This is a genomic window from Faecalibacterium duncaniae (assembly GCF_010509575.1).
Lineage (GTDB): Bacteria > Bacillota > Clostridia > Oscillospirales > Ruminococcaceae > Faecalibacterium > Faecalibacterium duncaniae.
The window spans coordinates 1,491,262-1,514,108 of record NZ_CP048437.1; the positions used below are offsets into that span (position 1 = coordinate 1,491,262).

Below are 22,847 nucleotides of genomic sequence, written 5' to 3' on the forward strand. Positions count from 1 at the left end.
ATCGTGTCCCGGTGCATACTAGAACAAATTATCACCGGGGAGGCAGGACCGTGAAACGACGCAACAGAGCACAGCGATTGCTGAGACTGACAGCAGTGTATCTTCTCCTGCTGCCGTTTCTGCTGCTGGGTTGGCTGTACAGCCGCCTGCCGGATCGTGTTTATCTGGAACCCGGGCAGGCCTTGCTTTTGCCCCGCTTTGGCTGGGTGGAACCTATGGGGTTTCACGGCAGCCAGAATGCGGCCAGTACCCAGGTCGTGGGCAGTTACCAGACCACTCTGTCACTGGGCGGCTGGCTTCCCATCAAGAATATCCGCACGGTGGTCACGGAGCGCACGCAGGTCACGGTCTGCGGTACGCCGTTCGGGGTCAAAATGTTCTCCGAGGGGGCACTGATCGTTGGCTTTTCCGATATCGACAGCCCCGGCGGGAGCACAGTGAACCCGGCAAAGGCAGCGGGACTGCGTCTGGGAGACCGCGTGATCCGCATTGGACAGATCAGAACGGAAAACAATGACGCTGTGAAGGAAGCGCTGGAAGCCGCCCGGGGAAGCGCTGCAGAGGTCATCTATGTCCGCAGCGGGGAACAGCGCAGCACCACCCTGACCCCTGTCTGGGATGCCGCTGCCGCCCAGTGGCGGGCAGGCATGTGGGTGCGGGATTCCTCCGCCGGTGTGGGCACTCTGACCTTTGTGGACCCGGAAAAGGGTGTCTTTGCGGGGCTGGGGCATCCCATCAGCGACGGCGACACCGGCGAAAGCATCGCTCTGCGCAGCGGGGAGATCGTGCCATGTGAGATCACCGGGTGCAGCATGGGCACTGTGGGCAGCCCAGGGGAGCTGAAGGGGAAGTTCCTGAGCGCCCACGCCATTGGCAGCATCCGGATCAATGGAGAAAACGGCGTTTATGGCACAACACGGACAGGCTTTTCCGGGCAAACCATGCCGGTGGCGTTTGCGCAGGAGGTCGAGACGGGGGATGCACAGATCCTGGCTACCGTCGCCGGGGAAACGCCCCGTACCTACCATGTCCGCATCGAGAAGATCAGCGATGCCGACCCGCGCCGCAATATGGTCGTCCGGGTGGTGGACAAAGCCCTGCTTTCCCGGACCGGCGGCATTGTGCAGGGGATGAGCGGCAGTCCCATTTTGCAGAATGGGCGGCTGGTCGGCGCAGTGACCCATGTTCTCGTCAACGATCCGACACGGGGCTATGGAATTTTCGCGCAGACCATGCTGGAGCAGGCTGAACAGGTTGCAACGGCGGAAAAATGAGCAGATTTGGTAAAACAAAACAGGCTGATTCGACTGAAGATTCCATAATATGGCAAAAATAACAGTTGAAATCCATGGGAATTTATGGTAAAATCAGAAACGTAAGGAAAACCGCACACATTGGAGGAATGAACGATGGACAAGATCAAATTTTTGATGTCGGATACTGGCGCAGAGATCACGGCAGCCTGTCGTGAAGCTTTGGAGCAGAAGGGCGTAGAGGTGACCGTGGTGGAAAAAGACGGCCTGAAGGTCCTGCAGAAAATGCTTGCAGTGCGGCCCCAGGTGGTGTTGCTGGATGCCTTTATGCCCGGGCTGGATGCGCTGGCTGTGAAACAGAAGTACAATGCAGCCGGTGAACGTCACACCTCTTTCTTTGTGACGGGGGCGTTCCAGAGCGAGGAAATGGTGCAGGAGCTGCTGGACGAGGGCTTTGCTTACTACTTCGTCAAGCCCTTTGACGAGACGGTTCTGGCAAACCGCGTGCTGAAGGTGGCTGCCGGGCAGGAAAAGCGCATCCTGCACACCAGCGTGGACAGCGATGAACTGACAGTCACTGAGATCCTGCACCAGATCGGTGTTCCCGCTCATATCAAGGGCTATCAGTTCCTGCGGGATGCCATCCTGCTCACCATGAACGAGCCGGAGTACATCAACGCTGTGACCAAACGCCTCTACCCGGAAATCGCCAAGAAAAACGGTACCACTGCCAGCCGCGTGGAGCGCGCCATCCGCCATGCCATCGAGGTGGCGTGGGACCGGGGCGATGTGGATACCCTCAACAGCTACTTCGGCTATACCATCCACAACCTGCGGGGAAAACCCACCAACAGCGAATTCATTGCGATGATCGCTGACAAGATGCGGCTGGATAAGCGGCAGAGGGCAGTGTGATGGATGCACATGCCGACGTGATATTTTGTGCGCAAAGCTGGTAATTCTGGGATGGTGAAAAATGTTTATCGCTATGGAATTATAGAATTATGGATTCCGTAGTGATAAACAGAAACCTTCCGTAGCGATAAACCTTCTGGATTCATTGGGGTGGCAGATGATCCAGGAGGTTGTTTTTATGTTGGAACGTGATGTGGAGCTGTTCATAGAGCACTGTGAATTGAAGGGGTTGAGCCAAAAGACGATTGGAAGCTACGAACAGACGATGCGATTATTTATTAGATTTTCCAACGAACAGGGAATTGTGCAGACGGAGAAGGTGACGCACATGATGGTACAGAACTATATTAGCGTCAACTAATGCGGTTGAACGATGGTTGATAAAATGACTGCTCTATGATAAAATAAACAATAGAAACAGGAGGTGAGGGAAGTTGCAGGAAACCGAAGCACAGAAGCGTGAACGGCATCATCAGGAAGACCTTCAGCGCTCTGACAATGGAGCTGACCCGCACTAGGCAAGATATCATTCCAGCGTGATGGATGTGGAAAATCTGGACAAGGATCAGGATTACCGAGAACTGCCGGATACCTATGTCATTTTCATTACGGAAAAAGATTACTATAAGGCCGGAAAACCTGTATATGTCATTCAGAACATAAACTTGACACTGGGCTTGCCGTTTGAAGATGGAACTCATATTCTGTATGTCAATGGCGAGTACCGTGGCGATTCTGACATTGGAAAACTGATGCACGATTTCAATTGCACCAGTGCAGAGGAGATGAACTTTGACCTGATGGCAGAACGAACGCGCTACTTGAAAGAAAACCCAAAAGGAGTGGGCAGTATGTGCAAGGCTATGGAAGAATTGAGAGTTGAAAGCTATGCCGAGGGAAAAGCTGAAGGCGTAGAAATCGGTAAAATGGAACAGGCAAAAAAGACTGCCTTGAAACTCAGTCGGAAGGGAAATTCCGTAGAAGAAATCGCAGACCTTCTTGGCTATGATGTTGATACTGTAAGCAGTTGGATCGCCCCGAAAGCATGTTGAGCGAAATGTGCAAGGCTATGGAAGAGCTGAGAGTAGAAAGCCGAAAAGAAATGGCAGTTGAGATGGCACAGAGCCTTTATGAACAGGGTGTATCGATTGAGCAGATTGCAAAAGCAAGCAAGGTCGATGCGGACACTGTAAAAGGATGGCTCACACCGAAGGCTGGGTAACAGCAGAACAATAAGACACCAGCGTATCGTGTTGCGAAAACATGGTACGCTGGCGTTTTTGCTTGAAGAAATTGCTGTGTTCTCTTATTGCTGGTAAAATAGGGGCGGATGTACGAATGAGAATGAGTGAAGGAGCGTGATGGAAAGTGGATATCTCTTTTAAGATGGGCGATGAAAAGTTTAATTACAGAGTGAGTGCAATCATAATTTCTAACGGAAGAATTTTGGCAATGTCCCATGACAAACCGTCAGAGTACTACTCTCTGCCCGGGGGTAGAGTGATGATGGAGGAAACGGCCGAACAAGCGATGATACGGGAAGTTCGGGAAGAGCTTGGTGTTTCACTGAAGATATCCCGGCCATTATGGTTGAATCAATCTTTTTTCACAAAAGATACAGATGGTCTCCGATATCACGAGATATGTATTTATTTTTTGATGGATACCGCAGATGCTGGCCTGCTGGAAAGGCAAAACACGTTCACTCGAACAGAGGGAACCGATACGCATATATTTAAATGGTTAGAGATTGCTCAATTAAAGGATGAAACTTTTTATCCATTGTTCCTGAAAAAAGAAATTTCCAACCTTCCGGATGGGTTCACGATCCGAACGGAAGTGCGATGATGAATCTGTGCTTTCGATGTTGACGCTTTTGTTGTACAAAATTGAGGAATTTATCCTAATAGCATTTCTTCTGTTGTGATATAATTGTATCGATCAAAAGGAGGAATGCAAGATGATCCATCTGCTGTTAGCGGTGATCTATGTTTCTTTTATCAGTCTGGGCCTGCCGGATTCTCTGTTGGGGGCAGCGTGGCCTTCGATCTATCAGGGATTTGGGGTTCCGGTCTCCTATTCCGGTGTGATCTTCTGCATTATATCGGTGGGAACAGTGCTCTCCAGCCTGCAAAGTGACCGGATGACCCGCCGGTTTGGAGCGGGCGGCGTTACGGCCATCAGCGTTGCCATGACCGCCGCAGCACTGTTCGGGTTCTCTGTCAGCAGCTCATTCTGGGCCATGTGCCTGTGGGCGATCCCTTATGGACTTGGAGCTGGAAGCGTGGATGCTGCACTCAACAACTATGTGGCGCTCCATTTTGCCAGCCGCCACATGAGCTGGCTCCATTGTATGTGGGGGATCGGAGCCTCGGTCGGGCCCTACATCATGGGCGCGGCGCTTTCCTCCCGTGCCGGGTGGCAGACGGGGTATCGGGTCATCAGTGTGATGCAGATGGTGCTGACGATCATTATTCTGCTGAGCCTCCCGCTCTGGAAAACGAAATCGGGTGCGAATGCCGAGGAGCGGGAAGCAGCCCCGGCAGAAGCGCTGACCCTGAAACAGATTTTCCGGATCTCCGGCGTAAAAGAGGTTCTGGTCACATTTTTCTGCTATTGTTCTCTGGAGCAGACCACCAGTCTGTGGGCCAGCAGTTATCTGGTGCTGAACAGGGGAATCGCGCCGGAGACCGCCGCCGGTTTTGCCAGTCTTTTCTTTGTCGGCATCACTGTGGGACGGGCGTTGTGCGGCTTCCTGACCTTAAAATTCGATGATACCCAGATGGTTCGTATGGGGCAGGGGATCATCGCGATTGGGATAGCGGCGTTTCTTCTGCCGCTTGGGGAAGCAGTGACGCTGGCAGGGCTGCTGCTGGTTGGTCTTGGCTGTGCTCCAATCTATCCCAGTATCATTCATGCAACGCCGGGCCGCTTCGGTGCGGACAGGTCACAGGCGATCATTGGGGTTCAGATGGCCAGCGCCTATATTGGCAACTGCCTGATGCCGCCGTTGTTCGGCGTAATCGCAAACCACACCACGATCTCGATTTTTCCGTATTATCTGCTGGTGATCCTGATTTTGATGGGATATATGCACGAAGCGCTGCAAAAGAAAACGAAAGCGGCGCAATAAAATACCGCTGCTCTTGCGTTTGGAGAATGCACAAGAGCAGCGGTATTTTTGTATGCATATCAATCCTGCATCTGCACCGGAACAGTCGGCAGGTCTCGCAATCGGATACGGCGCACCACGATTCTGGATGTGGCACTGGGGTGAAGAATTTATTGCTCAGACGGCCCGGACCGCTGGGATTCTCTTGCCTGTATGCGTCGGCAGGCATCCTCCTTCACAAGCTCAATGATCACCGCCGTCAGGGGGATAAAGAAGATGATACCGATGATGCCAAAGAGCTCTCCGCCGATCATAGCGGCCACAAGGGTGTACAGCGGAGAAAGTCCCACGGATTTTCCCACAACCCGGGGGTAGATGAACTGGTTTTCAATAAACTGCACGGCAAGGTAAACAATGAGGCAGCGCACGGCCAGAACGGGATCCACCAACAGCACGAGGAACACGCTGACCACGCAGGAGATCAGCGCTCCGACGTAGGGGATAATGGCGCAGATGGCGGTCAGCATTCCCACCAGGCTGCCGTAGGGGATCTTGAAAACGGAAAACGCAAGAGCCATGAGAACGCCAAGGATTACGGCCTCACTGCATTGCCCTGTCAGAAAGTTTGCAAAGGATTGCCGGAACAGTCGGCAGAACTTCAGCAGCCAGGCGGAGTGGCTGGGTTTCAGGTAGGCGCAGACCAATGTGCGGGCGTGGTGGCAGAGACTCTCTGAGCCAACGGACATATAAACGGAGATGATCAGGGCAAAGGATGCGGTCACCACGATATTTACCGTGGCAGATACGGCACCTACCGCATTGACCAGCACAGTATCGATGGTGTCAGTGACCCTGTGAAGCAGCTGCTCCCAGTCGATGCCCTCCAGCCAGCTCATCAGCCACCCCATGTCGGCATCCTGTGCGCTGAGATAGGCGGTCCAGCGGGGGATGTTTGCTTCGATCTGTACATAGAGGCTGTGAAAAGACTGCACCAGCTCCGGGATCAGCAATGTCAGCGCCAGCACCAACACCAGCACAACACCTAGCAGGGTGATGAAGAAGCTCAGGAGATGGAGTGCTTTATCCGAGGGCTGTTTTTTGGCCTTGCAGAACAGGCGTTTCAGCCGTTTTTCCAGCCCAGTCATAGGCACGTTGATAAAAAGTGCCAGGATGCCGCCTGCCAGAATGGGCAGTACCAGGTCTACCAGCTGTGCTGCAAAGGTCAGAACGGAAGAAAGCCGCAGCAGCGCCACAAAAAGTGTGACTCCTACAACAGTTATGAGCAGATATTGTTTTGTTTTTGGTTCCATGAAAAAATCCTTTCCCGGAGCTGATGGCTGAAATATGCAAAGAGAACGTCTGCGAGCTCTTTTTCGTATTGTAATCAGAAGCAGCTGGCTTGTCAAGAAGTCGGGAACTGCGGGGTTTTCTTTTTGGGCTGGGCGTGATATAATATGTAGGTCGCAATTCCGTGAAAAAAAATCAAAATAAACGGGAATGCGTGGAAAAGCAAAGAGATATAACAGGGAGTATCTTTGCCGCTTGCATAAAGTTGAATGAAAATCAACTTGAGATAAAACTCCATAGTACAGTCTGTATAAAAACGACACGAAAAAAGCTGAAATTTCCTCTTGCTTTTTCTGAGATCTGTGCTATAATATTAAGGCAATCGTTTCCAAGGCCGCTCGCGGGGGTAGCCGATATTGAAGGTTGTGATGGGCACATACATTTATAATATGGCCCCAATAAGTCAGAACCAGAAATGAGGTGAAAAAGAATGAAACAGGGTATCCATCCGAACTACGTTGACTGCACTATCACTTGCGCTTGCGGCAACGTCATTAAGACTCGTTCTACCAAGCCCGAGATCCACGTCGAAGTTTGCTCCAAGTGCCACCCCTTCTACACTGGTAAGCAGAAGCTGGTTGACACCGGCGGACGTGTTGAGCGCTTCAACAAGCGTTTCGGCCGTAAGTAATTACTGGTCTTTTTAGCGCCGTCTCCTTTGGGAGGCGGCGTTTTTTGTTGTTATGCCGCACAAAAGCTCTCTTTCTGTAATTTACACGCCGTTCCCTTATTTTGAACACATTTCCGGACTAAAATAAACCAGTATCTTCAAAAAGCGCTTTGCGCTGCCTTAGAAAGGAGCGTTGTGAACGTGATCGAAGTTTCTCATCTCACCAAACAGTATGGCAATCATCTTGCCGTGGACGATGTCTCGTTTACCGTGGCAGATGGCCAGATCTGTGGTCTGCTGGGGCCCAACGGCGCGGGCAAATCCACCATTATGAACATCCTCACCGGCTATCTCTCTGCCACCAGTGGGCAGGTGACGGTGGCAGGGCACCCTTTGCCCGAGGAGGCCGATGCCGCCAAGGCCTGTGTGGGCTACCTGCCCGAACAGCCGCCCCTTTACCCGGAGATGACGGTGCAGGAGTACCTGACCTTTGCCGCCGAGCTGAAGGGTGTGAAAAAGGCGGAACGGAAGGAGCAGGTGTGCAGGGCTGCCCACCGTACCGGGCTGGAAACCGTTCTGCCCCGGCTCATCCGCAGCCTTTCCAAGGGCTACAAGCAGCGGGTGGGCATTGCACAGGCATTGCTGGGCAGTCCCAGGCTCATCATTCTGGACGAGCCGACGGTCGGCCTGGACCCGGCACAGGTCATCGAGATCCGCAAGCTCATCCGGGAGCTGGGCCGGGCACATACAGTTATCCTGTCCAGCCATATCCTCAGTGAGGTGCAGGCAGTCTGCCAGCAGATCCTGATCCTTTCCAAAGGGCATCTGACGGCAGCAGGCAGTCTGGAGGAGCTGACCGCCGATGGCAAGAGCCTGGAAGAGGTGTTTCTGGAACTGACCGACGGTGAACCGGAAGAAGCAACCGGAGAGGAGGAAGCAGAATGACAGCTATTTTTAAGCGGGAATTCCGCAGCTTCTTTCACGGGATGCTGGGGTACGTCCTCACGGCGTTTCTGGTGGCGAGTTCCGGCCTGTATTTTCTGGCCCGGTGCCTGATCTACGGCCTGACGGATTTCAGTTACTACACCCTCTACCAGACCATTTTCATGCTGCTGCTCTATATCCCGGTGCTGGCGATGCGCTCACTGGCCGAGGAGCGCCACAGCCGCACAGATCAGCTGCTGCTCACCAGCCCGGTCTCAGTGTGGGGCATCGTGCTGGGCAAGTTCTTTGCCATGGCGGCTGTGTTCGCTCTGCCCTGCGCTGTGGATGCGGTGATGATCTTCATCCTCTGGGCGCTGGGCGGCACCGTGTCTGCTCTGATCGCAAACCTTGCGGGGCTGCTCTGCTACTTTTTGTTGGGCTGTGCGGCCATTGCATTGTGCGAGTTTCTCTCCGGCCTGACCGAGAACCAGATCATTGCCGCTGTGACGGGCTTTTCAGCCCTGCTGCTGGCCTACCTGATGCCCGGCCTGCGCAGCATGTTCAATGCGGGCAGCGCCGTGGCGCTGGCAGTGTTCACCGGGATCGCAGGCGCGGCTTCTCTGGCGGCCGGTCTGCGCACCCGCAGCTTTGTGCTGGGGTGCCTGACCTTTGCGGCGCTCTGCCTGGGCCTGACGGGGCTGTTTCTGCTCCGCAGTGCATGGCTTACCGAGGCTTTCAGCGCCGTGCTGAGTGCCCTGTGCCTGTTTACACCCTTTGAGGATTTTGTCAACAACAGCTTCTCCATCCCTGCCGTGGTCTATTATCTGACCGTGACGGCGGTGTTCCTGTTCCTTACGGCGCAGGACATTGAGAAGCGCCGCTGGAACTGAGAGGAGGGAACACAGATGAAGCTTTTTGCAAAGCAGAGCTCCTCGGGTGACGGGCGGGTGTTCCGCAGCGGGGTGTGGTCGGCAGCCATTGCCGCGGCTGTGATCGTGCTGGCCGTGCTGGTCAATCTCATTGTCCGGGCCATTCCTTCCAGATATACCGAGTTCGATCTCTCCGAGGCGGGGCTCTACACCCTGAGCGAGAGCTCCAGACAGGTGGCCGACGACCTGACGCAGGATGTGACCATTTACTATCTGGCCCAGACCGGCAATGAGGACCAGATCATCTCCAAGCTGCTGGACAAATACGCCGCCCAGAGCAGCCATATCACTTGGGAGCTGAAAGATCCGGCAGTCTACCCGACCTTTGCGGCCCAGTACGGCGCACAGGATCTGACCTCCGGTGGGCTGATCCTGGTCTGCGGGGAACAGAGCAAGGTGCTGGATGCTGCAGAGCTTTACGACTACGATTACAGCGATTATGCCACCACCGGCGCGGCCAACGTGACCTTTGACGGTGAAAGCAGGATCACCTCTGCCATCTACCAGCTGACCAGCGGAGAGAGCCGCCATGTGTACTACACCACCAACCACGGCGAGCAGGCGCTGACTTCCACCCTGACCGATGCGCTGGAAAGCCAGAACCTGACCGTCTCGGCACTTGACCTGCTTTCCCAGACCATCCCCGAGGACTGTGACCTGCTTGTCATCAACGATCCGGCGCAGGACTTTTCCAGCGCAGGCAGTCTGGTGGATGAGCTGGGTCAGCTGCGCAGCTATCTGAGCAACGGAGGCCGCGTGCTGCTGCTGACGGATTCCTATTATAGTACCCCCAATCTGGATGCTGTGATGGCCGAGTTCGGCCTGACCCGCACCGAGGGCCTTGTGGTGGAGGGCGACACCAACCATTACCTCAATGGCTACCCGGCCCTTTACCTGCTGCCGGATTATGCTAGTACAGAGGAATCCACCGCGCTGGACGGTGTGAACACCAGCCGCAGAGTTCTGCTGCAGATGGCACAGGGCATCACCCTGACCGAGACAGAGCATGTGGTCTCGGATGCCCTTCTGGTCAGCTCGGACAGTGCTTACAGCAAACCGGAAGGCTACGAGATGACCACCACCGAGAAGGCGGACGGCGACATTGCCGGTCCCTTCACGCTGGCAGCATACGCCCGCAATGAGGACACGGGTGCCCAGGTCATCTGGGTCAACTGCGGCAATATGGACAATGAGGGCATCTATCAGGTCATCCCGGGCAATGTGACCTTCCTGCAGGGGTGTGCGGCTTCGCTGGCCGGGCAGGAGAGCGCTGTCCTTATCGACAGTAAGGCGCTGGAAGCAGCTCCGTTGGAAGTGCCAGGCATTGCCGCCTCTACGCTGGGCCTGCTCTTTGTCATCGTTCTGCCTGCGGCCTTGCTGGCTGTGGGTGCCGTGGTGGTCGTGCTGCGGCGTAGAAAGTGAGGACCTGTCCATGAAAGCAAAACGGCGTACCCTCGGGGTGCTGCTTTTCCTCATCCTGCTGGCAGGCGGCGTGTTTGCCCTGCTGACGCTGCGGAATGCCCGGGAAGAGCAGGCTGCCAGTGCGGCCGCAGATGGAACCATTCCGCTGGCGGCAGTTTCGGGCAATGACCTGACGCAGATCGTGCTCCACTATCAGGGTGAGACGAACACCCTGCTCTATACCGCCGATGGCTGGACGCTGGCTGAAGATCCCGCTTACCATCTGGACACCTCTGCCTGCAACACAATGCTCACCGCGCTTTCCTCTTTGAACGCAAAGCGGGAGCTGAGCCCGCAGGCAGGGGAGGACTACGGCTTTGCGGAGCCTGCACTGACCATAGAGGTGACGGCAACGGGCAAAACGGAAACCTATACCTTCGGGGCCAGCAATACCATGACAGGGGATCTCTATGCCCGCAAGAATAACAGCGATGTCATTTATACGGTATCGGGGACCAAAGCCGCCTGCTTTGAGTTGACCAGGGCGGAGCTGTTTGGTGCCTTCAACCCGGCGGGGCTGACGGCCTCGGAGATCGAAGCCGTCTCCTATACGCTGGCCGATGGCGAGACCGTGACCCTGAAAGCAAACTCGGAGCCTGCAGCAGAGAGCGGCAGCAACGCCTACCAGGCTGTCTGGCGGCTGGCAGGGGACACCGCCGCAGACCTCGACGAGACAAGGGTGGATGCCATCCTCTCGGCGCTCTGCACCTATGTCTCGGCACAGGCAACAGATGCCGACCCGGCGGCGTATGGTTTTGAGGCACCGCTGGTCACAGCAGAGGTTACCACAGCCGATGGCACAATCAATCTGACCTATGCCATGGGGACAGACGACTGTTACCTGATGGTGGAAGGCGACAGCTCCGTTTATACGGTGGATGCCAGTGTGGTGAGTGCGCTTTTGTACCCTGCGGATCAGCTGAAAGCAGAATAAAACGTTTCACTCCCGCGCTGTGCGAATTCTTGGTACAGCGCGGGATTTTTTTGCGCCGGATGTAAAGTTTCGGCAAACCTCGACAGAGTGATTGACATTTCAGTTCGGATTGTTTATGATAGGCGATGACAGGGCAGAATAACTGCACAATATTACGGATGTCATGGATGTTGTGCGGGGCTGGTCGCCCTGGTACGAAGGATAGGGTGGATGCCCTGTCTTTTTTCGTATCTGAGTTTAAGGAGGAAAAGTAAAAAAATGGACAACTCGGTGATCGTTTCACTGCGCGATATCGTGGTGGAATTTGACGGTCAGCGCATTCTGGATGGGCTGAACCTGGACATCCATGACAAAGAGTTCGTAACGCTGCTGGGCTCCTCCGGCTGCGGCAAGACCACCACCCTGCGCCTGATCGCAGGCTTCCTGGAACCCAACGCGGGTCAGGTGCTGCTGAAGGGCCGAGATATTACCGGTGTGCCCCCCTATAAGCGTCCGGTGAATACCGTGTTCCAGAAGTACGCGCTGTTCCCGCACCTGAACGTGTTTGAGAATGTGGCCTTTGGCCTGCGCCTGAAGAAGATGGACGAAGAGACCATCCGCCGCAAGGTACGCGATATGTTGGAGGTGGTCGGCCTGAAGGGTTTTGAGCGCCGCAGCATCGGTCAGATGTCCGGCGGCCAGCAGCAGCGAGTTGCCATTGCCCGCAGTCTGGTCAATGAGCCTGAGATCCTGCTGCTGGACGAGCCTCTGGGTGCACTGGACCTCAAGCTCCGCAAGGAGATGCAGCTGGAGCTCAAGCGCCTGCAGCGTGAGATGAACATCACCTTTATTTATGTTACCCACGATCAGGAAGAGGCCCTGACCATGTCCGATACCGTCGTTGTGATGAACGGCGGCAAGGTGCAGCAGATCGGTACCCCCGAGGATATCTACAACGAGCCTAAAAATGCCTTTGTGGCGGACTTTATCGGCGATTCCAACATTGTGGACGGTGTGATGCACCGCGACTTCCTGGTCTCCTTCTCGGGTGTGCAGTTCCCCTGCGTGGACCGCGGCTTTGCCCGGGAACAGAGCGTACAGGTGGTGGTCCGCCCCGAGGACATTGAAGTGGTCAGCCCCGTGGAGGGTCAGCTGGTGGGCGTAGTCAATGATGTCATCTTCAAGGGCGTTCACTTTGAGATGCACGTTGAGTGCGAGGGCCGTGAGTGGCTGATCCACTCCACCCGCGCCTGCACCCCCGGTGAGACCATTGGTATGCGCATCGGTCCCAACGAGATCCATATCATGGCACGTTCGGAGGGCTGAATGGGAAATGATGAAAATTTACGATAAGAAGCTGGCCTATCCTTATTTTATCTGGATGGTGCTGTTCACGGTGGTTCCGCTGATCATCGTGGTCTATTATGCCCTGACCGATGGCAGCGGCAATTTCACCATTGCCAATCTGACCAGCGTTAGCGGCTACGGCTCGGTGTTTGCCCGCAGTCTGCTGCTGGCCCTTGTGGCTACCGTGATCTGCCTGGTCATTGCATTTCCGGTGGGCTATTTCCTGTCCCGCCTGCGGGTGAACAAGCAGCATATCATGCTGATGCTGGTCATGCTGCCCATGTGGATGAACTTCCTGCTCCGCACCTATGCCTGGATGGGCCTGCTGAGCATCAACGGCCCTGTGAACGCGGTGCTGGGCTTTTTTGGCCTGGGCCCCTATACCATGCTGAATACCTCCGGCGCGGTAGTGCTGGGCATGGTGTATAACTATGTGCCCTACATGATCCTGCCCCTCTACACCAGTATGACCAAGATCGATCAGAGCCTGGTGGAAGCGGCACAGGATCTGGGAGCCTCCACCACCCAGACCCTTTTCCGGGTGCTCATCCCCATGAGCGTGCCCGGCATCAGCACCGGCATCACCATGGTGTTCGTTCCGGCGGTGTCTACCTTTGTCATCAGCCGTATGCTGGGCGGCGGCTCCAACCTGATGATCGGCGACCTGATCGAGATGCAGTTCCTGGGCAACAGCTACAACCTGAACGTCGGTTCGGCCATGAGCCTTGTGCTGATGATCATCGTCCTGCTCTGCATGAGCTTCACATCCAGCTTTGATGAAGATGAAATGGAGGGCGTGTCCTGATGAAAACGAAACATCTGCGCCTGATGCAGCGGGCCTACGTCATCCTCTTCTTCTGCTTCATGTACCTGCCCATTGCCTATATGATCGTGTTCAGCTTCAACCAAAGCAAGGGCTACGCACTGTTCACAGGCTTTACCCTCAAGTGGTACACCAGCCTGCTCCATAACTCTGCCATCCTGAGCGCTTTGCGCGTCTCACTGGAGGTGGCCCTCATCTCTGCGGTCATTGCCACGGTGTTGGGCACTGCGGCCTCGCTGGGCATTGCGTCCATGAGCCGCAAGAGTCGCCTGGTGGTCACCAACATCACCTATATCCCGGTGGTCAACCCGGAGATCATCACCGGCATTTCCCTGATGCTGCTGTTTGTGGCTTACCAGCGCTTTGCCGAGGGAGTCTCCTGGCTGCCCGATACCATCATGGGAATGCCCACGCTGCTGATCGCGCATATCGCCTTCAATGTGCCCTATGTCATCTTCAACGTGACCCCCAAGCTCAAGCAGCTGGACATCAAACTGTATGAGGCAGCTCTGGATCTGGGCTGCGACCCCAGGCAGGCGTTCTTCAAAGTCATCCTGCCTGAGATCAGCCCGGCCATCCTGTCGGCCTTCCTCATCTGCCTGACCTACTCCATCGATGATTTTATGATCTCCTATTTCAACTGCGGCACGGTGGAGACCCTGCCCATTGCCATCTATTCCATGACCCGGAAAAAGGTCAGCCCGGAGATCTATGCCCTGTCCACCATCATGTTTGTGGTGATCCTGACCATCATCCTCATCTCCAATGCCATGGAGAGCCGGGAGTACCGCCGGGATCAGAAGGCACTGAGAGGGGAGGACGTAAAATGAAACGTTTTGCTGTTCTGCTGCTGACGCTGGCCATGGCGTTCTGCTGTGCTGCGCCCGCTTTTGCCGCCGGAACCATTGAGGTGACCGAGGACGTTTCGGTCTCGGACGATTACGATTGGACCCGCTTTCAGGGCCAGAATCTCACCCTGAACGTTTACAACTGGGGCGAATACATCTCCAACGGCTCCGATGACAGCGTGGATGTGGTGGCCGCCTTCGAGAAGCTTACCGGCATCAAGGTCAACTACACCACCTTTGATTCCAACGAATCCATGTACGCCAAACTGAAATCCGGTGCGGCCAACTACGATGTGGTCATCCCTTCGGATTACATGGTGGCAAAGATGATCGCCGAGGGGATGCTTGCACCGCTGGATTACAGCAACATCCCCAACTCCCAGAACATCGATGCGGTCTACCGTGATCCGGATTATGACCCCACCAACGCCTATACCGTGCCCTATATGCTCTGTACCACCGGCATCATCTACAACACAACCATGGTGGAGAATGCCCCCACCAAATGGGCTGACCTGTGGGACGAGCAGTACGCGGGCAACATCCTGATGTTCAATAACAGCCGTGATGCCTACGCCATTGCAGCGTTCAAGAACGGTACCAGCATCAACCCCGAGACCCCGGAAGAGGTGGACGAGGTGGTGGAGACCCTGAAAGCACAAAAACCGCTGGTGCAGGCCTACGTTATGGATGAGATCTTTGATAAGATGATCGGCGGCGAGGCGGCCATCGGCGTGTACTACTCCGGCGATGCCATTACCATGATCGATGATAACCCGGATCTGGCCTGGGTGTTCCCGGAGGAGGGCAGTGTGCTGTCGGTGGACTGCATGGCGGTGCCTGCCACCAGTGAGCACAAGGAAGCTGCGGAGATGTTCATCAACTTCATGTGCGAGCCGGACATCGGAAAGGCCAATGCGGAGTATATCGGCTATACCACCCCCATGCAGAAGGTGTGGGATATCCTAGACGAGGATCTGAAGTACAGCGAGATCGCATACCCCTCTGAGGAAGTGGAAGCCAAGGAAAAGGTGTTCACCGCCCTGAGCGATGAGGTCAACAACGAGCTCGACGTAAAGTGGAGCGAGATGAAGAGCTACAATGAGGGCGGCAGCGGCGTTGTGTTCCTGATGCTGCTGCTTGCCATGGTAGCGCTGGCCTGCTTCAACATCTGGCGCAAGCTGCGCAAAAAGACCCGGAATCAGTATTGAGAAGAAAGGGCCCTCTCCGTCAAAGCCTCTGGCAATGCGAAGCAATGACGGAGAGGGTCCTCTTTTGGAAAGGAAACGTATGAATCAATATACCTATCATACAACTGTCCTGAACGCTGACGGCGATTTCCGCCGGATGATCAAGCCCAGCGCCCTGTTCCGCTATGTGGAGCAGGCTGCGGCAGACCACGCCCGCGCCTACGGCATGGACGATGCTTTTTTCAAAGCGCACCACACGGCATTTCTGGTGGGCAAGCAGGCGGCGCAGATCACCCGGATGCCCCTGCGCGCCGAAAAGCTGACATTTGTTACCGCCTGTGAGCCGTGCAAGAAGGGTTCGATGAAGCGGCTGACCCGCATTCTGGACGAAGCAGGGAAGGAGTGTGCTCTGATCGACAGCCGGTGGATCGTGGTGGATACCGATCGTGAGTGCATCCTGCGCCAGCCCTCCTGGCATACGCCCGGTTACTGGAACGAGGATCTGGAAGGGGAGCTGCCCCAGCTGGTGCACAAAGCAAAGGAACTGACCTGTGCGGGCAGCCGGACAGCCAGCTACTCCCTGTGCGACCTGAACGGCCATGTGAATAACGCCTGCTATCTGGACATCGCCTGTGATGCCCTGCCGCTGGAGGTGGTCAAAGGCGGGCCGTTGAAATTTGTCTCCGTCAAGTACCACCGGGAGATCCCGATGGGCAGTCAGGTCGAGGTGTTTTATGCGCCCTCGGCCGATGGCTGGTATGTGGTGGGCCGCCGCGAAGAGCACGCCGCGTTTGAATGCTACCTGGAATTTACAAAATAAATCCAGAAAAATTACAATTATGTTACAAAATCTGCGAAAAAGGTCTTGCAAAACGGAAACAAAAGAGTTACAATATGGTTACAGAAAGCGATGAGCGCTTTTTGAGACTGAAATCTTTTTCTTCTTGTTGAATAAGAGATATCGGGTGCAGGGCCTTCTCCTCCTCCGGCTGTTCTCCTTCACAGCTGTCGGCCACTGTACCGCACAGGCGGTATCTCGCTTCGTGTGCAAAAAAGTCCGTCCGGTTTTCCGGTGCGGACTTTTTTGCATTCCACTTTGTGTCAGAAAACCGGCCTGTCAGGCGGAAAAGTATGACCTTGCACGTTTTTGGTGGTCAATTTTACTGTTTTTCCGCAAAGGACAGTTCTAAAGTTTGTTGCCACTGGGGTTTGTATTCTGACGGGGTTTGTGGTAAAGTATAGTCAATCAATTTATAAGCAGCAAACATGAATTATTTTGATGCTGGCCCGTTGTTGATGCGTTAAGAAAAAAGGAGTTTAGAGTATGGCTTATTTCTATGAAGAACCTTCCCGCACCTTTGGCGAGTACCTGCTGGTTCCGGGTTATTCCTCTGCAGAGAATGTCCCCACGGCAGTCAGCCTGAAGACCCCGCTGGTCAAGTACCGCAAGGGGGAAGAGGCCTGCCCGCTGGAAATGAACATCCCCATGATCAGTGCCATCATGCAGTCGGTCTCCGGCGATAAGCTGGCCATTGCACTGGCACGTGAGGGCGGTGTGTCCTTCATCTACGGCTCCCAGAGCATTGAAAACGAGGCTGCCATGGTGCGCCGCGTCAAGAGCTATAAGGCCGGTTATGTGGTCTCCGATTCTAACCTGGCTCCTACCGCCACCCTGCACGATGTGCTGGAGCTCAAGGCCCACACCGGCCACTCCACCATTGCAATTACTGCCGACGGCACTCCTCACGGCAAGCTGATGGGCATTGTGGCCTCCCGTGATTACCGTGTCAACCACACCCCCGATGATGCTTCCGTTACCACCTTTATGACTCCCATCGAGAAGCTGGTCACCGCACCGGAGAACACCTCCCTGCACGACTGCAACAATATCATCTGGGACAACAAGATCAACACGCTGCCGCTGGTGGATGCTGAGGGCAACCTGAAATACTTCGTGTTCCGCAAGGACTACGATTCCCATAAGAAGAACGTCAACGAGCTGCTGGATGCCAACAAGAGCTATGTGGTCGGTGCCGGCATCAACACCCGCGATTATGCCCAGCGTGTGCCCGCACTGGTCGAGGCTGGCGCGGATGTGCTCTGCATCGACTCCTCCGAGGGCTACTCCGAGTGGCAGAGCCGTACCATCGCCTGGATCCGTGAGCACTACGGCGACACCGTGAAGGTGGGCGCAGGCAACGTTGTGGATGCCGAGGGCTTCCGTTTCCTGGCAAAGGCCGGTGCAGACTTCGTCAAGATCGGCATTGGCGGCGGTTCCATCTGCATTACCCGTGAAACCAAGGGCATCGGTCGTGGTCAGGCCACCGCAGTCATCGAGGTCGCAAAGGCCCGTGACGAGTACTACAAGGAGACCGGCATCTATGTGCCCATCTGCTCCGATGGCGGCATCGTCCACGATTATCATATCACTCTGGCTCTGGCCATGGGCGCTGACTTTGTCATGCTGGGCCGCTACTTCGCACGCTTTGACGAGAGCCCCACGAACAAGGTGCGCATCAATGGCCAGTATATGAAGGAGTACTGGGGCGAGGGCTCTAACCGTGCCCGCAACTGGCAGCGTTACGACCTGGGCGGTTCCACCAAGCTGAGCTTTGAGGAAGGCGTGGACAGCTATGTGCCTTACGCAGGTCCTCTGGCCGATGGTGTCCAGACCACCCTGTATAAGGTCAAGAGCACCATGTGCAACTGCGGCGCACTCTCCATCCCCGAGCTGCAGCAGAAGGCCAAGCTGACTGTGGTTTCCTCCACCTCCATCGTGGAGGGCGGCAGCCATGACGTTGTGCTGAAAAATGCGACCCCCAATATTATAAACGGCTGAGCCTGAACAGGCTTGCAGGGCCGCTCCCGGAGCTTTCGGGGGCGGCCCTTTTGGCAGTACCGAAAAAAAGATTTTTCTTTCTGCACGCAGGAAATTTACAAAAGCCCTTGCACCCGGGCGGCAAAGATGCTATCATGGTACAAACGTCCTGTCAAGACAGGGTGCAGGCCCACGCACTGCCGGAACAAAGGCAGGGGAGAAGGGACTGTTTTTTCAGCAGCGGCAAGGCTTTTTCGCTGCTGCGAAGTACAAGGAGAGGAAACTTTTCATGGACGAGATCAAAGTTGTTCCGTACATTCCGGACGAAGATTATGATAACCCTGCCATGGTGGTGGATTTCTACGAATTCACGATGGCAAACTGCCTGTTCCTGCACGGCTTTAAGAACACCACCCTTGTGTTCGATATGTTCTTCCGCAAGAACCCGGACAACATGGGCTACTCCATCAGCGCAGGCCAACGCAAGCTGACCCGGTTCCTGCTGAATTATCACTTCAACGAGCAGGATATCCGCTGGCTGCGCACCAAGGGTATGAGCGAGGAATTCTGCGAGTATCTGCGCACCTACAAGTGGAAAGGCGATATGTACGCTCTGCCCGAGGGTACAGTTTGCTACCCCCATGTGCAGATGGTCCGCATTGAGTGCGACCTGGTGGGTGCGATCCTGATCGAGACCTACCTGCTGCAGACGATGAACTTCCACAGCCTGATCACCACCAAGGCGACCCGTGTGACCGGCCTGAACACCCATACGCCCCGCAGCGTCATGGAGTTTGGCACCCGCCGCGCACAGGGCGAGAGCGCAGGCAATGATGGCGCGTATGCCGCTGTTCTGGGCGGCTGCATCGGCACTGCCAACTGTTTGGCTGAGATGAAGTATGGCTCTGAGGTCAAGGCAGTTGGCACCGTGGCACACAGCTTCATCGAGTTCTTCCCGACGGAGTTTGATGCCTTCAAGGCCTTTGCGGATACCTACCCGGATTCCGTCAGCCTGCTGCTGGATACCTACAACATCATGGAGAGCGGTCTGCCCAACCTCATCAAGCTGGACGACTACCTGATCGAGAAGTACCCCAATGACCCCAACCGCCGCGTCAAGAGTGCCCGTATCGATTCCGGCGATCTGGCCCGTGGCTCCAAGCGCCTGCGCAAGGCACTGGATGCCGCAGGCAAGCCCTATATCAAGCTGGTGGCTTCCAATGGTCTGGACGAGCGGAAAATCGCCAACATGGAGCTCTATGAGCATGCTCATTTTGATTCCTATGGCGTGGGCGAGAATCTCATCACCTCCGCTTCTGACCCTGTGTTCGGCGGCGTGTATAAACTGGTGGCGGTCAAGCTGCCGGATGGCACCTATCAGCCCAAGATGAAGTGCTCGGATTCTGCCAGCAAGGCCATCATCCCGGGCAAGAAAATGCCCTGGCGGCTCTACGATGAAAATGGTCAGGCCCAGTGCGATCTGATCGCCATGGATGGCGAGGTCATCGAAGCGGGCAAGCCGGTAAAGATGGTCAATCTTGACCCGGATGCCATCGAGCGCACCATTACCATCACCCCCACCAAGGTCAAGCGGCTGCTGGTGCCCCATATCCTGAACGGTGAACTGGCCATCGAACTGCCCGGCATGGCCGAGAAAAAGGCCTATATCGCAAAGCAGCTGACCGAAGAGACCTGGGAGACCGAGCTGCGCATCGAGATGCCGCATAAGCACTATGTCAATATGACCCCCGCTGTGGCCGAGTGCCGCGCCAAGATGTATTCGGAACTGCATGGCGGAAAGGTGTAACTTGACAAAGCAGGGTTTCTATTGTATTATAATAGCCGTTGTGTGAATCTTACATGTTTTGATACATGTTTGCAACTCCGTAACGACGGACTTGTGATAAATGTTTGACTCATCACCTGTTATTCCCGGCTCTCTGTGAATGTCCAGAGCAGCAGGGCTTTGTAAGCCGGGTTTCTATGCGCCACTGTGGTGAAATTGGCAGACACGAGGGACTTAAAATCCCTTTCTGGAGACAGAGTGCGGGTTCAAGCCCCGCCGGTGGCATGAAAAATCCCCTTCAGCGTAAGCTGAGGGGGATTTTTTACTGTTGTATCGCGTACAAAGTGTAATTCTGCGCAGGCAGGAATGCCGGATGCAGCTCAGCGGTTTTCCATAGCATGGAATCGTTCCAGGAAGCTGTGGTCCACACCCTCGGATCGATAGCCCGGCATGGTATCAATGGCAACATTGTGGATGCTGCGGAAGATGCTGTTTTCGATATTTGGATTGTCGCGCTTCAGGCGGCGGAGCAGGATCTTGATCTCCTGCCGCTTGGAACCACCGCCGCCGTTGTCGCACATGGTGCAGTTCTCAGTAAAGCGGCAGGCGCACTGGATGAATTCCAGATCATTGTAGCGCTTCCAGGCCAGGATATCTTCTTCCCGGATGCAGTACATGGGGCGGATCAGGGTCATGCCGGGAAAGCTGGTGCTGTGGAGCTTGGGCGGCATGGCCTGCATCTGGGAGCCGTAAAACATGCTCATCACAGTCGTTTCAATGACATCGTTGAAGTGGTGGCCCAGCGCGATCTTATTGCATCCCAGCTCCTTGGCCTTGCTGTACAGGTGGCCGCGCCGCATCCGGGCACAGAGGTAGCAGGGGTTCTTTTCGGTGTTGTTGGCAACGGAAAAGATGTTGCTCTCGAAGATGGTCACCGGAATGTGCAGCAGCTCGGCATTGGACTCGATCTTCTGGCGGTTGATCTCATTGTAGCCGGGGTCCATCACCAGAAAGACCAGCTCAAAGGGAACATCGCTGTGCTTCTGCAGTTCCTGCATCAGCTTTGCCATCAGCATGGAGTCTTTGCCGCCCGAGATGCAGACGGCGATTTTATCGCCCTCCTGTACCAGCTCGTAGCGCTTTACCGCCACGATAAAGGGGGTCCACAGCTCCTTGCGGTATTTCTTGATGATACTGCGTTCGATCATCTGATAAGGTTCAAGCTCACGTTTCATGTTGGTTCCTCTTTTTATTTAATGTACAGCGGTCAGCTCACGGTAGCAGACATCGAACGCCTGCAAAAAGGCTTTGATCTCGTCCTCGGTGGTCAGATGGCTCAGGCTGATGCGCCAGGAGGACAGTGCGTTGCGGCGGTCGCGGCTGACCGCAAACACCGCACGCGAAGGCAGACCATCCGAAGAGCAGGCTGACTTGACCGAGACGCAGACCCCTTTGGCATCCAGCTCCCGCTGGAACACGGTGCCCTTGACATTACGGACGCTCAGATTCAGCACATGGGGGATGGCGTGGTCCGGGCTGTTGATGCGCACCAGCGGATATGTGCTGAGGGCGGCGCGGAGCTCTGCATTCAGCTTTGCCACATGGCCAACGCGTCCGGGCAGGTCAGTGACGGCAAGATCAAGCGCACAGGCCAGCGAGGAGGCCAGCGCCACAGTGGGGGTGCCGCTGCGGTAGATGGTGGTACTCTCGCCGCCATGGATGAGAGGCTCCAGCGCCAGATTCCGCCGCTTGATCAGCAGGCCGATGCCGTTCAGTCCGTAGAATTTGTGGGCCGTCAGGCTCATGGTGTCCACGCCCTCAAAAGAAACGGGGATCTTACCCACAGCCTGGGTCGCATCCACATGCAGATGACAGTGAGGGTATGCTTTTAGGATGGCGGCGATCTCCTGTACGGGCTGCACCACACCCAGCTCACTGTCCACCAGCGTTATGGCAATGCAGATGGTATCCGGGCGAAGCAGATCCTTCAGGTGCTCAAGATCCACGGTGCCGTCCTGTTTCACGTTCAGCAGGTCGATCTCATACCCCTGCTCCTGTAATGCCGTCAGGGTGCCGCTGACCGAAGAATGCTCCAGCGGAGTGGAGATGATGTGCCTGCCCGCATGGCGGGAGAGACGGGCCAGCCCCTTTAAAGCAAAGTTGTTGGCCTCGCTGGCACCAGAGGTATAGATGATCTCTGCTGGCTGAACGCCCAGCAGGGAGGCGATTTTGATGGTGGCGGCATCGATCTCTGCCTTGGCGGCAGAGCCTGCCTGGTGGTGAGAGTTGGCGTTGCCGATGCAGCGGCGCTCCACGGCACAGAACTGCTCCAACACCCGCGCATCCACCGGGGTGTTTGCAGAATAGTCCAGATAGATCATAACATTCCTCTTGAAATACAAATCAATTCAATAGGTTATATTATAGTGCGGACAGGGGCATATTTCAAGATGTCCGGCCCAAAAGCTGAGGAAACTGCGGCAAACGGATTGCATCCGGGCAGGGTTTCTGGTATACTTTATAAAGTCAGACAGGGAAGGGGAGAGCAAAATGTTTCGTTCGACTTTGCGG

Annotated in this window: 22 protein-coding genes and 1 tRNA gene; 20 read left to right on the forward strand and 3 right to left on the reverse strand. The window is 55.4% G+C overall.

All coding sequences use genetic code 11. From position 1 onward, the window contains the following. The first annotated feature begins 50 nt into the window (after positions 1-50). The 7 genes from spoIVB to GXM22_RS07240 all read left to right on the forward strand — a co-directional run bounded on the left by spoIVB (position 51) and on the right by GXM22_RS07240 (position 5,301). The gene (gene spoIVB, locus GXM22_RS07210) at positions 51-1,274 is read left to right on the forward strand and encodes a SpoIVB peptidase (protein ID WP_035394068.1); all 1,224 of its coding nucleotides are present in this window, start codon (positions 51-53) and stop codon (positions 1,272-1,274) included. A gap of 135 nt (positions 1,275-1,409) precedes the next feature. Continuing rightward, positions 1,410-2,168: a sporulation transcription factor Spo0A gene (spo0A, locus tag GXM22_RS07215; RefSeq protein ID WP_005932794.1), complete on the forward strand. Its 759-nt coding sequence runs from the start codon at positions 1,410-1,412 to the stop codon at positions 2,166-2,168. 178 nt (positions 2,169-2,346) lie between these two features. Then, entirely contained in the window at positions 2,347-2,529 is a 183-nt protein-coding gene (locus tag GXM22_RS07220; protein WP_035394070.1) for a site-specific integrase, read from the forward strand. A gap of 175 nt (positions 2,530-2,704) precedes the next feature. Further along, complete coding sequence (locus GXM22_RS07225) at positions 2,705-3,220, forward strand: helix-turn-helix domain-containing protein (RefSeq protein WP_335341486.1); 516 nt, start codon at positions 2,705-2,707, stop codon at positions 3,218-3,220. A 17-nt stretch (positions 3,221-3,237) separates the two neighbouring features. Next, positions 3,238-3,390 (forward strand): hypothetical protein, encoded by a 153-nt coding sequence (locus tag GXM22_RS07230; RefSeq protein ID WP_156065703.1) that lies wholly within the window; start codon positions 3,238-3,240, stop codon positions 3,388-3,390. A 146-nt stretch (positions 3,391-3,536) separates the two neighbouring features. After that, the gene (locus GXM22_RS07235; protein ID WP_035394072.1) at positions 3,537-4,016 is read left to right on the forward strand and encodes an NUDIX hydrolase; all 480 of its coding nucleotides are present in this window, start codon (positions 3,537-3,539) and stop codon (positions 4,014-4,016) included. A 112-nt stretch (positions 4,017-4,128) separates the two neighbouring features. Next, complete coding sequence (locus tag GXM22_RS07240; RefSeq protein ID WP_005932802.1) at positions 4,129-5,301, forward strand: MFS transporter; 1,173 nt, start codon at positions 4,129-4,131, stop codon at positions 5,299-5,301. Positions 5,302-5,450: 149 nt separating this feature from the next. Here GXM22_RS07240 and GXM22_RS07245 read toward each other — a convergent pair whose 3' ends face one another. Continuing rightward, on the reverse strand, positions 5,451-6,533 hold the full coding sequence (locus GXM22_RS07245) for an AI-2E family transporter (protein WP_242651573.1): 1,083 nt from the start codon (positions 6,531-6,533) through the stop codon (positions 5,451-5,453). Positions 6,534-7,057: 524 nt separating this feature from the next. Here GXM22_RS07245 and rpmE point away from each other — a divergent pair. From rpmE to GXM22_RS07310, 13 genes are all read left to right on the forward strand, one after another. Next, a complete protein-coding gene (gene rpmE / locus GXM22_RS07250; protein ID WP_005926533.1) occupies positions 7,058-7,258 on the forward strand; it encodes a 50S ribosomal protein L31 in 201 nt (66 codons plus the stop codon). 180 nt (positions 7,259-7,438) lie between these two features. After that, entirely contained in the window at positions 7,439-8,182 is a 744-nt protein-coding gene (locus tag GXM22_RS07255; protein ID WP_394805962.1) for an ABC transporter ATP-binding protein, read from the forward strand. After that, the gene (locus GXM22_RS07260; protein ID WP_005932810.1) at positions 8,179-9,051 is read left to right on the forward strand and encodes an ABC transporter permease; all 873 of its coding nucleotides are present in this window, start codon (positions 8,179-8,181) and stop codon (positions 9,049-9,051) included. Before GXM22_RS07255 ends, GXM22_RS07260 begins: the two co-directional genes overlap by 4 nt. Positions 9,052-9,066: 15 nt before the next feature. After that, positions 9,067-10,512 carry a GldG family protein gene (locus GXM22_RS07265; RefSeq protein ID WP_005932812.1) on the forward strand — a complete coding sequence of 482 codons (1,446 nt, stop codon included), beginning with the start codon at positions 9,067-9,069 and terminating at the stop codon, positions 10,510-10,512. Between the two features lie 10 nt (positions 10,513-10,522). Beyond that, a complete protein-coding gene (locus tag GXM22_RS07270) occupies positions 10,523-11,485 on the forward strand; it encodes a DUF4340 domain-containing protein (protein WP_005932814.1) in 963 nt (320 codons plus the stop codon). Between the two features lie 258 nt (positions 11,486-11,743). Further along, positions 11,744-12,790, forward strand: coding sequence for a spermidine/putrescine ABC transporter ATP-binding protein (potA, locus tag GXM22_RS07275; protein WP_005932816.1), 1,047 nt, complete (start codon positions 11,744-11,746; stop codon positions 12,788-12,790). 10 nt (positions 12,791-12,800) lie between these two features. Then, positions 12,801-13,616: an ABC transporter permease gene (locus GXM22_RS07280; RefSeq protein ID WP_035394235.1), complete on the forward strand. Its 816-nt coding sequence runs from the start codon at positions 12,801-12,803 to the stop codon at positions 13,614-13,616. Continuing rightward, positions 13,616-14,464 carry an ABC transporter permease gene (locus tag GXM22_RS07285; RefSeq protein ID WP_099357188.1) on the forward strand — a complete coding sequence of 283 codons (849 nt, stop codon included), beginning with the start codon at positions 13,616-13,618 and terminating at the stop codon, positions 14,462-14,464. Before GXM22_RS07280 ends, GXM22_RS07285 begins: the two co-directional genes overlap by 1 nt. Next, complete coding sequence (locus GXM22_RS07290) at positions 14,461-15,693, forward strand: ABC transporter substrate-binding protein (RefSeq protein ID WP_005932819.1); 1,233 nt, start codon at positions 14,461-14,463, stop codon at positions 15,691-15,693. The genes GXM22_RS07285 and GXM22_RS07290 overlap by 4 nt, the downstream gene beginning before the upstream one ends. Positions 15,694-15,772: 79 nt before the next feature. Continuing rightward, the gene (locus GXM22_RS07295) at positions 15,773-16,492 is read left to right on the forward strand and encodes an acyl-[acyl-carrier-protein] thioesterase (protein ID WP_035394076.1); all 720 of its coding nucleotides are present in this window, start codon (positions 15,773-15,775) and stop codon (positions 16,490-16,492) included. A 504-nt stretch (positions 16,493-16,996) separates the two neighbouring features. Beyond that, on the forward strand, positions 16,997-18,511 hold the full coding sequence (locus tag GXM22_RS07300; protein ID WP_005932823.1) for an IMP dehydrogenase: 1,515 nt from the start codon (positions 16,997-16,999) through the stop codon (positions 18,509-18,511). Between the two features lie 268 nt (positions 18,512-18,779). Then, positions 18,780-20,297, forward strand: a complete 1,518-nt coding sequence (locus tag GXM22_RS07305; RefSeq protein ID WP_005932825.1) for a nicotinate phosphoribosyltransferase — start codon at positions 18,780-18,782, stop codon at positions 20,295-20,297. Between the two features lie 180 nt (positions 20,298-20,477). Next, positions 20,478-20,561, forward strand: a tRNA-Leu gene (locus GXM22_RS07310). 95 nt (positions 20,562-20,656) lie between these two features. On the opposite strand, the gene GXM22_RS07315 is transcribed toward GXM22_RS07310, so the two are convergent. Next, on the reverse strand, positions 20,657-21,511 hold the full coding sequence (locus GXM22_RS07315) for a tRNA 2-thiocytidine(32) synthetase TtcA (protein WP_005932827.1): 855 nt from the start codon (positions 21,509-21,511) through the stop codon (positions 20,657-20,659). An 18-nt stretch (positions 21,512-21,529) separates the two neighbouring features. Continuing rightward, the gene (locus GXM22_RS07320) at positions 21,530-22,657 is read right to left on the reverse strand and encodes a cysteine desulfurase family protein (RefSeq protein WP_005932828.1); all 1,128 of its coding nucleotides are present in this window, start codon (positions 22,655-22,657) and stop codon (positions 21,530-21,532) included. Between the last annotated feature and the right edge of the window lie 190 nt (positions 22,658-22,847).

What these genes read in the sequence shown, in the direction of transcription:
- spo0A (WP_005932794.1), top strand. Translation starts at nt 1,410, where the DNA reads ATGGACAAGATCAAATTTTTGATGTCGGATACTGGCGCAGAGATCACG.
- GXM22_RS07220 (WP_035394070.1), top strand. Translation starts at nt 2,347, where the DNA reads ATGTTGGAACGTGATGTGGAGCTGTTCATAGAGCACTGTGAATTGAAG.
- GXM22_RS07230 (WP_156065703.1), top strand. Translation starts at nt 3,238, where the DNA reads ATGGAAGAGCTGAGAGTAGAAAGCCGAAAAGAAATGGCAGTTGAGATG.
- GXM22_RS07240 (WP_005932802.1), top strand. Translation starts at nt 4,129, where the DNA reads ATGATCCATCTGCTGTTAGCGGTGATCTATGTTTCTTTTATCAGTCTG.
- rpmE (WP_005926533.1), top strand. Translation starts at nt 7,058, where the DNA reads ATGAAACAGGGTATCCATCCGAACTACGTTGACTGCACTATCACTTGC.
- GXM22_RS07260 (WP_005932810.1), top strand. Translation starts at nt 8,179, where the DNA reads ATGACAGCTATTTTTAAGCGGGAATTCCGCAGCTTCTTTCACGGGATG.
- GXM22_RS07265 (WP_005932812.1), top strand. Translation starts at nt 9,067, where the DNA reads ATGAAGCTTTTTGCAAAGCAGAGCTCCTCGGGTGACGGGCGGGTGTTC.
- GXM22_RS07270 (WP_005932814.1), top strand. Translation starts at nt 10,523, where the DNA reads ATGAAAGCAAAACGGCGTACCCTCGGGGTGCTGCTTTTCCTCATCCTG.
- potA (WP_005932816.1), top strand. Translation starts at nt 11,744, where the DNA reads ATGGACAACTCGGTGATCGTTTCACTGCGCGATATCGTGGTGGAATTT.
- GXM22_RS07280 (WP_035394235.1), top strand. Translation starts at nt 12,801, where the DNA reads ATGAAAATTTACGATAAGAAGCTGGCCTATCCTTATTTTATCTGGATG.
- GXM22_RS07285 (WP_099357188.1), top strand. Translation starts at nt 13,616, where the DNA reads ATGAAAACGAAACATCTGCGCCTGATGCAGCGGGCCTACGTCATCCTC.
- GXM22_RS07290 (WP_005932819.1), top strand. Translation starts at nt 14,461, where the DNA reads ATGAAACGTTTTGCTGTTCTGCTGCTGACGCTGGCCATGGCGTTCTGC.
- GXM22_RS07295 (WP_035394076.1), top strand. Translation starts at nt 15,773, where the DNA reads ATGAATCAATATACCTATCATACAACTGTCCTGAACGCTGACGGCGAT.
- GXM22_RS07300 (WP_005932823.1), top strand. Translation starts at nt 16,997, where the DNA reads ATGGCTTATTTCTATGAAGAACCTTCCCGCACCTTTGGCGAGTACCTG.
- GXM22_RS07305 (WP_005932825.1), top strand. Translation starts at nt 18,780, where the DNA reads ATGGACGAGATCAAAGTTGTTCCGTACATTCCGGACGAAGATTATGAT.
- GXM22_RS07315 (WP_005932827.1), bottom strand. Translation starts at nt 21,511, where the DNA reads ATGAAACGTGAGCTTGAACCTTATCAGATGATCGAACGCAGTATCATC.
- GXM22_RS07320 (WP_005932828.1), bottom strand. Translation starts at nt 22,657, where the DNA reads ATGATCTATCTGGACTATTCTGCAAACACCCCGGTGGATGCGCGGGTG.